The sequence below is a fragment of the Actinocorallia populi genome, from assembly GCF_002995495.1.
GTDB classification, from domain to species: Bacteria; Actinomycetota; Actinomycetes; order Streptosporangiales; family Streptosporangiaceae; genus Actinocorallia; species Actinocorallia populi.
In genome coordinates, this window is record NZ_PVZV01000002.1 from 19,716 (window position 1) to 35,843 (window position 16,128).

General features: G+C 71.5%; 8 protein-coding genes. 3 read left to right on the top strand and 5 right to left on the bottom strand.

Annotation, left to right across the window (positions count from 1 at the left end; translation table 11 throughout):
* Positions 1-120 precede the first annotated feature (120 nt).
* A complete protein-coding gene (locus tag C2865_RS07025) occupies positions 121-2,025 on the top strand; it encodes a glycosyltransferase family 2 protein (protein WP_157963601.1) in 1,905 nt (634 codons plus the stop codon).
* Here the strand turns inward: C2865_RS07025 and C2865_RS07030 are convergent.
* Entirely contained in the window at positions 1,998-3,377 is a 1,380-nt protein-coding gene (locus tag C2865_RS07030) for a glycosyltransferase family 39 protein (protein ID WP_157963602.1), read from the bottom strand. The genes C2865_RS07025 and C2865_RS07030 overlap by 28 nt on opposite strands.
* Positions 3,378-3,433: 56 nt before the next feature.
* Between C2865_RS07030 and C2865_RS07035 the strand changes: the two genes are divergently transcribed.
* Both C2865_RS07035 and C2865_RS07045 read left to right on the top strand, forming a co-directional pair.
* Entirely contained in the window at positions 3,434-5,074 is a 1,641-nt protein-coding gene (locus C2865_RS07035; protein ID WP_157963603.1) for a hypothetical protein, read from the top strand.
* Positions 5,075-6,495: 1,421 nt separating this feature from the next.
* A complete protein-coding gene (locus C2865_RS07045) occupies positions 6,496-9,840 on the top strand; it encodes a bifunctional glycosyltransferase/CDP-glycerol:glycerophosphate glycerophosphotransferase (protein WP_106397550.1) in 3,345 nt (1,114 codons plus the stop codon).
* A gap of 60 nt (positions 9,841-9,900) precedes the next feature.
* On the opposite strand, the gene C2865_RS07050 is transcribed toward C2865_RS07045, so the two are convergent.
* The 4 genes from C2865_RS07050 to C2865_RS07065 form a co-directional block, all read right to left on the bottom strand.
* On the bottom strand, positions 9,901-11,097 hold the full coding sequence (locus C2865_RS07050) for a phospholipase D-like domain-containing protein (protein WP_198653077.1): 1,197 nt from the start codon (positions 11,095-11,097) through the stop codon (positions 9,901-9,903).
* 190 nt (positions 11,098-11,287) lie between these two features.
* Positions 11,288-12,571 (bottom strand): FG-GAP repeat domain-containing protein, encoded by a 1,284-nt coding sequence (locus tag C2865_RS07055; protein ID WP_106397552.1) that lies wholly within the window; start codon positions 12,569-12,571, stop codon positions 11,288-11,290.
* Positions 12,572-12,674: 103 nt separating this feature from the next.
* Positions 12,675-14,867, bottom strand: coding sequence for a bifunctional glycosyltransferase/CDP-glycerol:glycerophosphate glycerophosphotransferase (locus C2865_RS07060; RefSeq protein ID WP_106397553.1), 2,193 nt, complete (start codon positions 14,865-14,867; stop codon positions 12,675-12,677).
* 188 nt (positions 14,868-15,055) lie between these two features.
* Positions 15,056-16,123 carry an acyltransferase family protein gene (locus C2865_RS07065; RefSeq protein ID WP_106397554.1) on the bottom strand — a complete coding sequence of 356 codons (1,068 nt, stop codon included), beginning with the start codon at positions 16,121-16,123 and terminating at the stop codon, positions 15,056-15,058.
* Positions 16,124-16,128 lie beyond the last annotated feature (5 nt).

A 16,128-nucleotide genomic window follows, 5' to 3' on the forward strand; every position in this document is an offset into this window, starting at 1 on the left:
AATTGGGCACGTAGGACCCTATCGCCCGGGCCCGGTGGTGATCACCTTGCCGGGAACCCTTCGCCAATTTCCAGGGGTGGGGCTAATGTGCTCATGCTCCCGCGTGACAGGAAATCTCGAGTGCCCCAGCCCAAAGTCAGCGTGATCGTCCCGGTGTACAACTGCCGGGCGACGCTACGCCGTTGCATCGAATCGGTGTTCGAGCAGAGCCTGGCCGAACTCGAGCTCATCTGTGTGGACGACGGTTCGACCGATGGCAGCCGGGCTCTGCTCGCCTCCTACGACGACCCGCGCCTCACCGTCCGCTACCAGCCCAACTCCGGCGGGCCCGGCGCCCCCCGCAACGTCGGGCTGAAACTGGCGGCGGGGGAGTTCGTGCAGTTCCTCGACGCCGACGACTGGCTCGACCCCAGCGCCCTGGAGCGCATGGTCGCGATGGCCGAGGAGAACGGCACCGACATCGTGATCGGCAAGTACGTCGGCGTGGGGCGCAACGTCCCCCGCCGGTTGTTCCGCCGGACCGTGGCCCGCACCACCGTGTACGACAACCCGCCGGACCTGTACGCCACCCTCGCGCCGCTCAAGCTGTTCCGGCGCGAGGTCATCAAGGACCTGCGGTTCGCCGAGGGGCTGCTCTCCCACGAGGACCAGGAGTTCACCGCCAAGGCCTACTTCCGCGCGCGCGGGGTGAGCGTCCTGGCCGACCACGACTGCTACTTCTGGGTGGAGCGCGAGGACGGCAGCAGCGTCATGCAGCAGGGCGGCGCCCCCGACCTCGACTTCTTCCCGGCCATCGGCCGGGTGATGCGGGTGGTGGAGGAGCACACCGAGCCGGGCGAGGCCCGCGACCGCATGCTGCGCCGCAACTTCCGCGAGGAGATCATGCCGCGGTTCGGCGAGGCCTACCTGGCCGCCGACGCCGAGACCCGCGCGGTCACCGAGGAGGGGGCGCTCCGGCTCATCCGCGCCCACCTCACCCCGCGGATCACCGCGACGATGGCGCCCTTCTTCCGGCAGGTGGCGCACTGCCTGCAGCACGGCCCGAACGAGCTGCTGCCGGAGATCGTCCGCCACCGGGTGTCGGGCCGCACGCCGTCCCTGGCGGTCAGGGACGGCCGCGTCTACGAGGCCACCCCGGGCTTCGGCGAGCTGCCCGACTCCTGCTACGACGTCACCGAGCGGCTGCCGTTCCGGTGCTCGCTGGAGCGGGTGTCCTGGGACGGCGGCGTCCTGAGGGCGGTGGTGCGCACCGAGCTGCCCGGCGGCGAGATCGCCGATCCGGTGCTGGTGCTGCGCCGCAGGGGCGAGGACGGCCCGGTGCACACCGTCCCGCTGTCCGGCGGGCGCGAGCGCACCGCCGAGATGGACGTCGCGGCGCTCCGCCCGGCCAAGGGCCGCTGGGACCTGTCGGTGAACGCGCGGTTCGGCGAGGTGCCGGTCTCCGCCCGGCTGGCGGTCGACCCGGCGGGTCTGCCGGGCCCGGTCTTCCTCCCGGTGGAGGGGGGGCGGCCGCTGGCGCGGCTGTACGCCACCGACTTCGGCAACCTGAGCCTGGAGGCGGGCATCCCGGGCGCGGCGCCCGACCACGCCGCCTCGGCGGTGGTGACCGGCGGCCGCCTGGTGGTCTCCGGGCGGCTCCCGCTCGGCTCGGGACTGGGCCTGCGGGTGCTGGCGCGGCTGCGCGCCGAGGAGCCGGTGGTGGTGTCGGCCGAAGCCGTGCTCTCCGGCGCCTCCTTCACCGCGGAGCTGCCGCTGCGCGACTGGGTGCAGGGGACCTGGCGGCTGGAGTACGAGATCGTCGACCGGGACGGCACGGTCCCCGGCGTGTTCACGCCCGAGCGGCTCACCGGCGGACGGGTCGGCCTGCGCCGCACCGCCAAGCCGTACCGCACCAGCAGGGGGCGGCTGGCCGTCCAGATCGGCGCGCGGTCGCTGCACCTGGCGGTCCCGGCGCTGCTGGGCGGGCTGGCGCGCAGGGTCCTGCGGCTGGACCGCAATCACTCCCGCGCGTACAGCGCGAGATAGCCGCCCTTGAACCGCCAGCCCCTCACCTTGCCGAACGACTCGCGCAGCACCAGGAACCGGGACTCGTCCACCGGGTAGGCGGGGGAGTCCCGGTCGGGGCGCTTGCTCACCACCCAGACCCGGTCGGCCTTGGCCAGCCGCCGGGCGAAGGCGGCGGGGCCCGCCAGGTCGCCCGTGAGGTCGCCCGCCTCGGCCCCGGTGCGCTCCAGCGCCAGGTCGTCCAGGCGGGCGAAGGCCTCCGGATAGGCGCCCATGATCGTCCGCTGTTCGGTCACCCGGAACAGCAGGCCGTCCCCGGGCCTGGCGTGCCGCTCGACGAGCGCGCGGAGCCGGCGCAGGTCGTCCGCGCGGTCGTCCACCGCGTGCTGCTGCAGGTGCATCGGCGCCATCCCGGCGATCAGGGCCGCCGCGCCCGCCCAGGCGGGCACGGCCGGCAGGGAGTCCAGGCCCGCCGCCACGAGGAGGGCCGCCGCGGGGGCGGTGAACAGCACGTAGCGCGGGGTGTAGACCGGGCTGATCAGGGAGGCGCCCAGCAGCACCACCACCGGCAGCAGCAGCCAGGGCACCGCCGCCGTCCGCAGGACGGGCCGCCTCCAGGCGCCCAGCACGGCCAGGGCGGCGAAGGGCGGCACCAGCCACGCGCCCCCGGCGAGCACGACCGCCCACTCCGCCACGGCCTGCGGCTCCGGCCGGGTCAGCCAGGAGATCTGGGCGCCGCGCTGCGTCGAGGCGAGCAGCAGCAGGGGCGACAGGCAGCCGAGCGCCGCCCCGGCCGCCGCGGCCCAGGCGCGTTGCCGCGGCCGGGCCGGGAAGGCGTGCGCGGCGAGCAGCAGGAGGGCGAACAGGTTGAACAGCCCCACGAGCACGACGGAGACGGCGTAGGCCGCCCATCTCGGCCTGCCTCCCCGCTCCAGCGCCGAGGCCAGCAGCAGGGTGGAGGCGGCGGCGGCCGCGGTGACCAGCGCGTACGGGCGGGCGTCCTGGGCGTAGCGGGTCAGGAAGGGGGAGAACGCCGCCAGCAGTCCCGCCAGCAGGCCCAGGCGCGCGCCGCCGTACCGGCGGCCCAGTTCGGCGGTGCACCCGGCGGTGACCGCACCCGCCAGCACCGACGGCAGCCGCAGCGCGGCCTCCCCGGAGCCGAACAGCTCCGAGACGAGGTGCAGCAGCAGGTAGTAGAGGCCGTGGACGGCGTCGACCTGGGGCAGCAGCCGCAGGATCTGGCCGAGGGAGCGCCGGGAGACCTCGGCGGTGACCGCCTCGTCCCGCCAGAAGGACGGACCGGTGAGCCCCCACAGGCCCGTGGCGAGTGCGGCCAGCGCGGGAACGGTCGGCATCAGGCGGTTACGGGACACCGTGCTCACGGGATAGGTCGCCACACATCGCAGGCATGTTACTACGATGGGTGAGCATGGCAGGGGTCCGCGGACGGTGGCCGGTGCCGCTCTGGGCACCGGTCTGCGCGCTGGTGCTCGGCTGGGCGGTCCTGGTGGTGCTGCGGCACAGCTGGGCCGGGGACATGCGGCTGCACCTGGGCACCCTGCACGGCCTGCTGCGCGATCCGTGGTCCCCGGTCGACCCGCTGGTCGGCGCGGTGGAGGGCAGCCCCTACTACTCGCCGACGATGGTGGCGCTGGCCGCCGCGGCCGAGGTCACCGGCCTGCGCCCGCAGGCGGTGCTGGAGCTGGCGGGCCTGGCCAACGTGGTGCTGTGGCTGTGGGCGCTGATCCGTTTCTGCCGGCTCCTGGGCGGCCCCGCGGTCGGGCCGCTGGCCGTCGTCTTCTCCCTGCTGCTGTGGGGCCTGCGCCCGCACGAGTGGAGCGGCTTCTTCGGGCTGTACTCCCTGTCGTGGACGATGGCCTACCCCAGCCTCACCGCCACGGCGCTCATGCTGCTGGCCTGGCACGCCTATCTCACGGCCCGCTGGGTGCCGCTGGCCCCCCTGCTGGCGCTGATCGTGCTCATCCACCCGTTCACCGCGCTGAACACCGCCCTCGGGCTGCTGGCCTTCGTGCTGGCCCGCCCCGCCCGGCTGCGCGACCGCGGCCAGTACGCGGCCGGGGCGGCCGCCGCCGTCCTGGCGCTGGCCTGGCCCTGGTCGGACCTGACGGCGCTGCCCGCGGCCGCGGGCGGGCTGTCCCGCATCCACCAGGGCCTGGTCCTGGACCTGGGCGCGGACTTCGGGCTCGGGCACTACGGGCTGGCGCTGGTCGGCCTGCCCGCGCTGGTCACCGGGGTGGACCGCAGGCCGCTGGGCCGGGAGCTGCTGCTGCTGTTCACCCTGGCGGTCTCCGTGGCGGGGCTCGGCGCGATCGCGGGCTCGTACGGGTTCGCCCGGGTGCTGCCCGTCGCGCTGCTGGCGCTGCACCTGGCCCTGGCCTCCTGCCTGGGCGCGCCCGGCCCGCGCGCCCGCAGGGCCGTCTACGCGGGGGTGGCGGCCGCCGCCTGCGCCGCCGGCCTGTACGGCAACAGCGGCGGGCTGATCCGCGCCTGGTGGGAACCGGTCCCGCCGCGGACGCTCGAGGCCTGGAAGGCCCGCGACCCCCGCACCGTCTACGCCCCTGTGATCAGGAAGGTCAAGCCGGGGACGGTGGTCCTTAGTGACCGGTCCTGGCCGGGCCGGCTGGTCAACGGAAAGGGCGCCTACAGTGTCGTCCCCGGCTGGCCCTACCCCTTCGTGGACGAGGCCGCCAGGCGTCGTGACGTGCGGCGTTTCTTCGCCCGCGGCACCACGGACGCCGAACGGATGTCGATCATCGAGCGGTACCGGGTGGACTGCCTCCTGACGACCCGGCGCAACCGCGTCGGCCTCGCCGGATTCCGGGTGCGGGCCCGCGCGGCGAAGGGCGGCGTGCTGTTGTCCTGCCGCTTATTCTTACCGCGATGTCTGCGAAAACCTCGGGGTCGGGAGCGGCGGCGCTCCTGCTGGTCTCCGCCTCGGTGGGGCTCGGCGCCTACGCCTGCCTGCTCGGACCGTCCAACGCGGTCCCGGAGAGCGGGGGAGGCTGGTCGCTGGAGGCCGACCCCAGCGCCCGGCTGGTCGTCCTGCTGACCTTCTCCATGGTCGGCCTGGGCGCGCTGGGCGTGTGCCTGGGGCTGTTCGCGCTGCGCCGGGGCTGGCGGCCGCCGGCCCGCTCGCTGCTGTGGGGCGGGCTGGCCGCCGCGGCGCTGCTGGCGCTGGTGCCGGTCGGCGGGTCCACGGACGTGCAGAGCTACGCGCTCTACGGCCGGATGGGCGCGCTGGGCCTCGACCCCTACCTGACGGTCCCGCAGACGCTGATCGACGCCGGGGACCCGGTGGGGGAGTACTCGCCGCAGCACTGGCGGGACACGCCCTCGGTCTACGGGCCGGTCGCCAACTGGGCCTTCGCCGCCGCGGCGGCGGCCGGCGGCGCGTCCATGTTCAAGATCGTCTTTGTGCTGAAGCTCGCGGCGGGCGCGGCCTTCGCGCTGGTCGCGGTGGTATTGCACCGGCTCGCCCGCGACCCCGTGCGGGCGCACCTGCTGTGGACGTGCAACCCGCTGATGCTGTGGGCCTGCGTCGCCGGGGCGCACGGCGACGTCTACGGGGCGGCGGCCATGGTGCTGGCCTTCGCGGTCTTCCTGCGCCGGTCGGACTCCCCGGGCTGGGCCCTGGGCATGTACGCCGGGGCGCTGATCGGGATCGCGGGCGGGGTCAAGGCGCCCTTCTTCTTCGCCGGGCTCGGCCTGGCCTGGGCCGCGCGCCGCTCCCCGGCCGCCCTGGCCGGGCTGGCCGGCGGGGTGGCCGCGACCGGGCTCGGCTCCTACCTGCTGGCCGGGCCCGCCGCGTTCGAGGTCCTGTTCGACAAGGCCGGGGACGTGGCGCCGACCAACCCGTGGCGCTACCTCCCGCGCTGGGGCGTGGAGATGACCCACGAGGAGATGGCCGCCTGGGGGTACGGCTGCGGGCTGGTCGTCCTGCTCGTCCTGCTGTGGCGGCTGGCCCCCGCGGGGGACGCCACCGGTGCGGCGGCCCGGGTGTCGTTCGCCTTCGGCGCGGCGCTGCTGCTGCTGTCCCCGGTGCAGCACCCCTGGTACGACCCGCTGATCTTCCCGCTGCTGGCGCTGCTCCCGCCGACCCGCGTCGACGGGCTGCTCCAGATACGGCTGGCCGCGGGCACGCTCGGCTACCTGCCGGGGGTGCCGCAGTTCACCGGGGAGCCCTGGCCGGATCCGATGCCGTTCGTCCGCGACCCGGTGAACAACTGGTGGGTCTCGGCCGCCCTGGGCGTGCTGGCGGTCCTCATCGTCTCGGTGCTGCTGGCGCCGCCCGGCCGCGGGGCCCCGCGGCCGGGGAGTTCCACCGAACGGAAGGAGGAGGTGCTCCAGCCGGTCTGAGGAAGGGACCGAGCCCCACTCCGCCCGTTCCTGACCGGAGAAAGACGTCGGGATTGCCGGAGGGATCCTGCCCTAAACTCGGGAGATCTCTCTTCGACCTTGTGAGAAGCCTCAATGATCAGTGTCGTCGTCCTCGCCCACGGGGCCGGAAATCATCTGGCCGAAAGCCTGGAGTCGTTGTCCAGGCAGACCTTTTCCGATTTCGAGGCGGTGGTCGTGGGTGACGCCGCCGGCACCGGAATCGAATTGCCCGATTCCCGGTTCCGGGTGGTCAAGGGCGACGGGCTGAGCCGGGGCGCCGCGTTCGAGCTCGGGATCGCCGAGACCGGAGGCGAGTTCCTGGCGTTCGTGGAGGGATGCGACCGCGTTCCACCGCAGGCGCTGGAGCTGCTGCACGACGCGCTCGCCGGCTCGCGGTCGGACTTCGCCGCGGGCAACGTCAGCGTGATCACCGAGTCGGGCGGCACCTGGCGCGCCTATACCCACAAGGAGGCCTTCGCCAAGCGGCTGCGGCACGCCCACATCAAGAAGCATTCGTCGCTGCTTCATGACAGATATGTGACGGGCAAGTTGTTCCGCCGTTCGTTCTGGGACGCCGCGGGGCTGGGTTTTCCCGACGGCTCCCGGTACGAGGATCTGGCCGTGGCGATTCCGGCGCATTTCCTGGCCTCCGCGGTGGAGATCCTGCCGGAGATGACGGTCTACCGCAGGCGGGAGCTCTACCCGCAGCCCACCACCGACGGGCGGGACATCGCGGACGGCTTCGCTGCCGTCGACCGGATCGAGCGGGTCCTGGAGGGGCACTGGCGGGCCTCGGCGCGGCGGCGGTTCCAGCTCACCGTGCTGGGCCGGGAGTTCAAGGTGTTCCTGAACGCGCTGCCCGACTGCGAGCCCGCCGAGCGCGAGCTGCTCGTCGACCTGGCGGCCCGCTACACCGAGGGGGTCGACCCCCGGCTGTTCCAGCGGCTGTCCGCGCTCGGCAGGCTCAAGTGGCACCTGGCGTCCCGGCGGCTCACCACCGAGCTGGTCAAGGTCATCCGCTACGAGCGCGGCAAGTCCAGCCCGTCGATCGTGCGCAGCCCCATCCGCAGGTACGTGGTCTACCCGTACTGGAAGGACGACAAGCTCGCCATCCCCGAGAGCGTCTACCGGGCGCGGGACGAGCTGCGGCTGCGCAGCCGCGCGACCTCGGTGGAGTGGCGCGACGGCAAGCTCGTCATCACCGGCGAGGCCTACATCAACTCGGTCGGCATGCGGCGCAGGTGGACGTCGGTCAAGGGCGTGGTGCTGCGCCAGGGCAACCGCCGGATCCTGGTCCCGGCCCGCAAGAAGCTGGTGAAGAAGGCCTGGCGGGGCATGGAGTTCACCATCAACCCCCGGCAGCTGCGCGGCCCCCGCGGCTGGAAGGACGGCGTCTGGGAGCTGGACGCGGCCGTCTTCAACGCCGGGGTGTTCCGGCGGGGGAAGATCCAGGCGGGGACGTCCGGGTCCGGCGCGCAGCCGCCCTACGCCTATGTCGAGGACGACGTCCGGATCGTCCCCGAGGTGGTGGAGAAGACCCTGCGGGTGCGGGTCGAGACCGTCCAGGTGCGGGTGACGGGGCTGCGCTGGGACGGCGACGCCCTGGAGGTCATCGGCAGGGCCAGGTCGGGCGCTCCCGAGCGGCTGACGGTCGTCCGGATGGACCGGGAGGTCTCGGTCCCGGTGGCGGTCACCGCGGGCGGGTTCACCGCACGGCTGCCGCTGGGCGACCTGCCGGACGTGCGGGCCGACGAGAGCCGCCTGGACGACACGGTCGTGTGGCGGGCCTTCCTCGACGGGCTGCCCATGGTGCTGGTCGACGAGGTCGAGCCGATACGGCGGCTGCTGGGCGAACGCGAGGTCATCGCGGGCCGCAACCCGTCGGGTTACCTGCGGCTGAGCCTGCGCACGGCGCGGTTCACCGTCCGGTCGCTGGAGCTGGCCGGGGACGGGTCCCTCGCGGTCGAGGGCGTGCACCCGGTGCACGGCGGAGGCGGCACGCTGGTGCTCAGCAGCCGCAACCGCAAGCAGGAGCACCGCTTCCCGCTGACGGACGGGCGCGCGCGGCTTCCGCTGGCCCGGATGCACACCCTGGCCGGGATGCTGCCGCTGCGGCAGGGCAGGTGGGAGCTGCTCTACCGGGCGCAGGGCCGCCCGCTGGCGCTGCAGATCGCCGAGACGGTGCGGTTGCCGGAGCCGGTCGAGGTGGAGCGGCGCACCTACTCGCTGGAGAACCAGAACGGCAGGCTGGTCGTCGCCGCCAGCTCCGACCTGCGGCCCGAGGAGATCAGCGCCGGGGCCAAGCTGCGGCAGGAGGCACGGCTGAAGGTCAAGGAGGCGGGGCTGCGCGACGCGGTGCTGTTCTCGTGCTTCAACGGCCGCCAGTACAGCGACAGCCCCCGCGCCATCCACGAGGAGCTGGTGCGCCGGGGCAGCACCCTGGAGCAGCTGTGGGTGGTGGGCGACGGCCAGGTGGAGCTGCCGTCCACGGTCAGGCCGGTCCGGCTGAACGGCGTCGAGTGGCACGAGGCGGTCGCCTCGTCGAGGTACATCGTCACCAACCACCGGCTGGGCGACTGGTTCCACCGCCACCCCGACCAGATAGTGCTGCAGACCTGGCACGGCACCCCGCTCAAGAAGATCGGGCGTGACGTCAAGGAGGTGCACTTCGCCTACTCGCCGGGCATGCAGAAGGCCATGGCGACCGAGGAGAAGGAGCCGCGGCTGCCCGAGTGGACCCACCTGGTCTCGCCCAACCCGTTCAGCACCCCGATCCTGCAGCGCGCCTTCAAGTTCGAGGGCGAGCTGATCGAGGCCGGGTACCCGCGCAACGACCTGCTGCACTCGCCGGACGCCCGGCGGGTCGCCGAGCGGGTGCGCTCCCTGCTGGGCGTCCCCGCGGGCAAGAAGGTGGTGCTGTACGCGCCGACCTGGCGGGACGACCAGTTCTACGGGGTGGGCCGCTACAAGTCCGACTGGCGGATCGACCTCGACATGTTCGAGCGGGAGCTGGCCGACGACCACGTGCTGGTGGCCCGGCTGCACCCCAACGTCGTCGACGGGGCCCCGGAGCGGCCGTTCGTCTACGACGCCTCGTCCTACCCCGACATCGGCGAGCTGTACCTGGCGGCGGACCTGCTGGTCACCGACTACAGCTCGGTGATGTTCGACTTCGCCGAACTGCGCCGGCCGATGCTCTTCTACACCTACGACCTGGCGCACTACCGCGACAAGCTGCGCGGCTTCTACTTCGACTTCGAGCGGGAGGCGCCGGGGCCGCTGCTGGAGACGTCGGAGGAGCTGATCGAGGCGATCGGGAACGTCGGCGAGGTGAGCCGGAAGTACGCGGCGGCGTACGACGCCTTCTACGAGCGGTTCTGCTCACTGGACGACGGCTTCGCCGCGGCCCGGGTGGTCGACCGGGTCTTCGGGGCCTGAGGACGCGGAAAGGGCCGTGCCGCCGGAGCGGCACGGCCCTTTCGCCGTCTTGCGGGGGCGTCAGCCCTTGCAGGGCATCGGCTGGCCGAGGAACTGCGCCTTGGCGCGGCGGAAGTTGCAGCGGTAGGCGTCGTGGATCTTCCACGGGCCCCTGGAGCCGATCTTCTTCAGCTGGACGATGGTCTCGTCGTCCTGGCGCAGCGAACCCCAGGTGAGGTTGGCGCTGCCGGTCCAGGTCCACTTGCCGACGCTCCTGCCGATCTGGCCCTGGACCAGGATGTACTTGGAGTGCATCGGGTTGGGGCTGGAGTACAGGCCGAAGTCGTAGACCTTGATGCCCGCGGCGCGCAGCGTGGCGACGACGGCGGTGCGGCTGATGTCACCGGGGTCGACGGTGACGATGACCTCGACCTCGCAACCCTTCTTCTGGAGGTCGCCCAGGGAGCGCAGGAGCCAGTCGCGCTTGTTGTTGAAGGAGCCGGTGGCGATGCGGACCTGGGTGGCGCCCTTGCGGCCCTTGTAGGTGAAGGAGCAGCGGACCTTGCGCAGCATGCTGTCGATGGGGTCGCCCGAGGCCTTGGGGAAGAACTGCACGGTCGCCTCGCGGCTGGAGACCTGGCCGCCGCGCTTCTTCCAGTAGTTCGGCATGACCTTGCGGTTCCACAGGTCGTCGAAGTACTTGCGGTAGGCGCGGTAGGTGCCGCTGGCGCCGGCCAGGACGACGGCGTCGTTCCAGTCGGTGGTGGTGCCGCCGGTGGCGTTGAGGTTCTGGGAGGTCTGGACGACCACGTTCTTCGTGCCGTGGGTGTTGCTGAACAGCAGGAACTTGGTGTGGTTCAGCTTGGTCCCGATGCAGCCCCGGTTCTCGGGGCAGGTGGTGACCTTGTTGGGTCCCAGCGCCCACAGCACCCGCTCGTAGGCGGTGGGCTGGCCGTTGCTGCGGTCGGCGGCGCCGGAGTCGGCGATCACCCGGACGTCCACGCCGCGCCGGTCGGCGGCGATGAGCTCCTCGGCGATGCCGTCGGCGTTGGTGAACCGGTAGACGCTCAGCCGGATGCTGGAGCCCGCCCTGGCGCCCTTCACCAGGTCGTAGATCTTGTTCTCGATCCGCTCGGCCCCCCGGGGGTCGAGCGGGTTGTTGAAGACGATCTGTGATTTCACCTTCGCGGCCGACGCGCTCTGCGGGACGGCGACCGCCATGCCCAGCGCACAGACCGCCGTCAGGACGGCGGACCACACCCGTCTCTGTCCCAGCACCAAGAACCTCCTGAGCCACACAAGGCGTACGAGGCAGGACATTACCGGATTTTGCATAAAAATTAGGCGGTTACGGTTTGCCCTGCCCCGAACCGTGACCGAAACCGCCGACCGGCTCAGGGCCGGAGAAGGAAACCGAAGCGGTGTCCGGTGTACCTGTCAGGGGGGATCTTCACGCGTTTCCTTCGCTTCAGGAGAAGAGGTGGGAGCCGAGACGGCGCCCCTTGAGCCCGAAGGACCCCGGGCCGTACTGCCGGATGCCCTTGGTGGAGATCGTGCGGCCGCGGTTCGTCAGGATGTAGAGGCGGCCGACGCCCCTGTCCTCACCGGAGGAGCCGATGACGAGGTCGGGGCGGCGGTCGCCGACCACGTCGACGAGCCGGACGGCGGAGCCGAAGGCGTCGCCCTTCTCGGCGCCGGCCTTGAAGCCCTTGGTCCGCTGGTGGAGGACGCGCGCCTTCCTGGCGGTCGGGCCGCTCCTGCTTCCGTAGATCAGGACCACCTGGCCGGACCCGCGGGGGCCCGCCTCGGGGAAGCCGGCGGCCAGGTCGTCCCTGCCGTCGCGGTTCACGTCGGCGGCGGCCAGCGGCACGGGGTCGCCGGAGGAGATCTTCTTCACGAGCCTCGCCCCGCCCAGGCCCGACCGGGTGCCCGGCCGGACGTAGATCTTGCCGGCGCGCCGGGTGACGAGGTCGTCCCTGCCGTCGCCGTTGAAGTCGCCCACGACCGCGGTCCGGACCTGGCGCAGTCCGGGGACGGCGGCGGGCGCGGCGAAGCCGGAGGCGGTGGCCCTCACCAGGCGGGTGAAGTGCGGGTTCATGCTGGAGGAGAGGAAGATGTCGTCCCTGCCGTCGCCGGTGAAGTCGCCGACGGCGGGCCGCAGGTCGTTGAGCGGGATCTCGTAGGAGACGAAGGCGTGCCGGACGGGCTCCGCCACGTCCGTGCCGTCGTCCACCCGGGAGAAGACCCAGTACTTGGTCGTGCTGGTCATCACCAGGTCGGCGCGGCCGTCCCGGTCGAAGTCGCCGACGGCCAGACGGCGGGGCAGCGGCCCGCGCCTCTCGCCGGTCTCGAGGAACGCGACACGTCCGGACAGGCCCTTCGCGGAACCGTAGACGACGGTGGCGCCGTGCTCGTTGGGCCCGGTGACGGCGAGATCGGCGTATCCGTCGCGGTCGAAGTCGGCGGAAGCCGTCGCCTCCCCGAACCCCACGCCGTGCTCGGGAACGGAGCCCATGCCGGGGGAGTGCTGGGTGAGGAGCTGCTTGCGGCCGCTCCCGCCGTAGCGGATCGCGACGACCCCGGTGTCGCTGTGGCCGCGCTGGTCGAGCTCGGGCCCGTTGACGACCAGGTCGGTGCGGCCGTCCCCGTTGAAGTCGTGCGGTCTGGCGGGGGACGCGGCGGCGGCGGGCGCCGCCGTGCCCAGCACGGTGGCGGCGAGCGCGGTGGTGAGCAGGAGGGGGGTGGCTCTCACGGCGGCGAACCCTTCTTCCGGACCGGTTGATGCGTGAGACGCGCGGTCCGAAAGAAGGGTTCGCTAGATATATGAAATTTTCAGTAGATGTATGTGATGTCCGTTACCGGGCGGGCTTGGGGAGCTGCTCGCCCAGGAAGACCCGGCGCACGACCCGCTCGGCGGCCCTGCCGTCCTCCCAGGAGCAGAACCGGGCGCGGAAGGCCGCCCGGTCCTTGACCGCGGTGTCGTTCCAGGCACGGCCGAGGGCGAAGGCCTCGACCAGCTCCTCCTCGGTGAAGGCGATGACGCCGGGGGGCTGCTGGACGAGGTCGAAGTTGACGCCCCGGGTGCGCTTGTAGGTCTCCCAGTCGTTGGCGTAGATCACGATCGGCCGGTCCTCCAGGACCGCGTAGTCGAACATGATCGACGAGTAGTCCGTCAGCAGCGCGTCCGAGGCGATCATCAGGTCCTCGACGACCGGGTATCCCGAGACGTCGATGATCCGGTGCTCGTCGGCGCTGCGGTCCTTCGGGCGGTAGAAGTAGTGGGCGCGCAGCAGCAGCACGTGGTCCTCGCCCCACGCCTCGGTCATCTTCCGCAGGTCGAACTGCGGGGAGAACCGCTTCATGTAGTCGCGGTGCGTGGGGGTGTAGAGGATCGCCTTCTTGCCCTCGGGGATGCCGAGCTGCTCGCGCAGGGCGGCACGCTCGGCCTCGGTGGAGCGCACCAGCCGGTCGTTGCGCGGGTAGCCGGTCTCCAGCATCTCGTAGGCGCAGGGGAAGCCGCGGTCCCAGGCCTCGCTGGACAGCGGGTTGGAGGAGACCAGGAAGTCCCAGCGGTCGGCGCGGTCGATGAGCTCGCGGAAGTCCATGTCGTTGGCGCCGACCGGGAAGTCCATCTGGTCCAGGCCCATCTTCTTCAGCGGGGTGCCGTGCTGGGTCTGGACGTGGATCTGGCCCTTGCGCTTGACCGGGTCGTCGGTGAAGTTGACGTTGTTGACGAAGTACTTGGCGCGGGCCATCAGCCGGGAGTGCTCGCGGGTGCCGGCCACCACGTAGGGCACGCCCTCGGGCATCTTGGCGGCGTTGCCCCGCTTGACGACCCAGACGCCCTTGATCTTCGGCGCGAGCTCGCGCTGCTTCTCGTAGATCGCGGCCGGGTTGCAGGAGTAGCCGCGGTACCAGTACGCGGCGTAGACGGCGAGGTTCTCGTCGATCCCCATGCGCAGCTGGGCGCGGTAGCGCAGGCCGTTGGCCTTGCCCTTGGCGAACCGCACGGCCTTCCTGGCCCGGCCCTTGTACTTGCGGACCTGCTTCTTGGCCGCGATGCGCCGCTCGTTGAGCTTCTTGGAGGTCTCGAACGCCCGGTAGTTGTTCTTCTCGATCAACCGGTACTTCGCCGCGAGCTGGACGTCCTCGGGCAGGGTGTGGTCGGCCGGGCGGAACGTGCGGTAGATCCGGGACATCTCCGCGAAGAAGCGCTCCCGGTCCTCGGGCAGCACCCGGTCGCCGCGGCCCAGGATCACCAGCAGGTGCCAGATGGTCCGGTCGAACATCAGCGGGCGGTACTGGTCGGTCTCGGGGTGCTGGGCCATGAAGGCGAAGATGCGCTCGTACTGCTTGAACGCGTCGAAGTGCTTCTTGCCGCCGGTCCGGGTGATCGCGCCGCGCCGCCGCTGGCGGTAGATGTAGACGACCTCGTCGAGCAGGGTGAGCTTCTCGGCCGCCATGAGGATCGGGTACGTGACGTTGATGTCCTCGTAGTACCCGCCGCTGAACTTCAGGCCGAGGCCGACCAGGAACTCCCGGCGGATCGCCTTGTTCCAGGCGGTCATCATCAGCTGGAGCACGCTCGGGCGGTCGCGCAGCGCGAAGGTGTCGGGCGCGGGCGGCTCGCGGAAGAGCTTGTTGATGACGCTGCGCTGGACCTTGCCGTGCCAGTAGGCCCGCGCGTAGTCGAAGATCAGGACGTCCGGCCTGGTCTCCTTCAGCCGCTCGTACACCGAGAGCATCGAGCCCTCGGAGGCGTAGTCGTCGCTGTCGAAGAACCAGACGTACTCGCCGGTGGCCAGCGACAGGCCGACGTTGCGGGCCTCGCCGAGTCCGACGTTCTCCTCCAGGTGCACGACCCGCACCCGCGGGTCGCGCAGCGCGTATTCGTCCAGGATCGCGCCGCAGTTGTCAGGCGACCTGTCGTCGATGGCGATCACTTCGAGGCCAGGGCACCCCGGTTCCAGGATCGAGTCGAGGCACTGGCGGAGGTAACCCTGGACGCCGTGCACAGGCACGATGACACTCAGGAACACACTGCTCATTGCAGAAGAATCCGTTTCAAGCATGGGTGGCTTATCGGGCCGCGCGCCCGCGTGCGAGTCTACCGACGCCGGGATCGGGGATCTGGGCTTCGATCATGCGTTAAGCATTGGAAGACTCTACAGAATTCGCCAACGTGTGATGTACGGTTCATGCGCCCGCCGGCCACCCGTGGGGAGTGCGGTGACGGTCACTTCACCGCCGCGGGCGGCGACTCCTCGCGGAAGAGCCAGCCGGTCCGCGGTTCCACCGCCCACCGGGTGAGCCGGATGACGGGCTGGGTGCAGAGTATCGTGCCGACGATCAGCGCGCAGGCGATCATGCCCAACATGCCCCAGATGTTCTGGAGCCACTCCAGATGGTCCCATTCCTGGAACTGTATGAACTTCGTCAGGAAACCGTGGAGCAGGTAGGCGTAGATCGTCGACGAGCCGAGCGCGGTGAACCAGGTGTGGCCCCGCGGGACGACGGCCAGGAAGGCGAAGAGCAGCACGCAGGCCGCGACCATCAGGGCCAGGTGCATCGCGCTGCCGGTCAGGTTGCCGACGCCGAGGTCCTTGTTGGAGTCCCACCAGTACAGCCACTGGTAGTTCATCCGGTCCTTGGCCCACCAGGCCACCAGGAAGCCGCCGACGAGGATCAGCGCCCCCGCGAGCCGCGTCCGGGGGCCGCGCACCAGGTCGAAGTGCTCGGGCCGCAGGCACAGGCCCAGCACGTAGAAGGGGACGAGGCCCAGGACCTTGTGCATGTCGAGGTGGTCCGACAGCGGGCCGGTGTAGCCCAGCAGGGAGACGGCCACGGCGATGGCCAGCGGCCAGCGGACCTGCTGCCAGAACGGCGTGGACAGGCGCCACAGGAGCAGCGCCAGCAGGAACCACACCAGGTAGATGGGGTCCAGCAGGCTGATCGTCAGCGTCTTCTTGTCGTTGAAGTGCCACTCCCACAACGAGTACGCGACCTCGAAGACCAGGTACGGCGCGGCCACCCCGGCGACCAGCTTGCGCGTCCTGCCCTTCCCCCGGCCGAAGCCGCGGGAGAAGTAGCCGGTGATCACCACGAACAGCGGCATGTGGAAGGCGTAGATGAAGAAGTAGAGCGCCTCGGCCGCCTCGACCTCCTTGCGCAGCCCGACGATGGTGTGCCCCACCACGACCAGCAGGATCGCCAGGAACTTGGCGTTGTCGAAGAACGGATCGCGTGCCCTGGGCGCCGGGGTCTGTGCCTGCGGGGGTACGAGGGGAGCGAGCTGCTGGGTCACCGGTC

Coding starts and splice junctions, on each gene's coding strand:
- C2865_RS07035 (WP_157963603.1), top strand. CDS start 3,434: ATGGCAGGGGTCCGCGGACGGTGGCCGGTGCCGCTCTGGGCACCGGTC.
- C2865_RS07045 (WP_106397550.1), top strand. CDS start 6,496: ATGATCAGTGTCGTCGTCCTCGCCCACGGGGCCGGAAATCATCTGGCC.
- C2865_RS07060 (WP_106397553.1), bottom strand. CDS start 14,867: ATGAGCAGTGTGTTCCTGAGTGTCATCGTGCCTGTGCACGGCGTCCAG.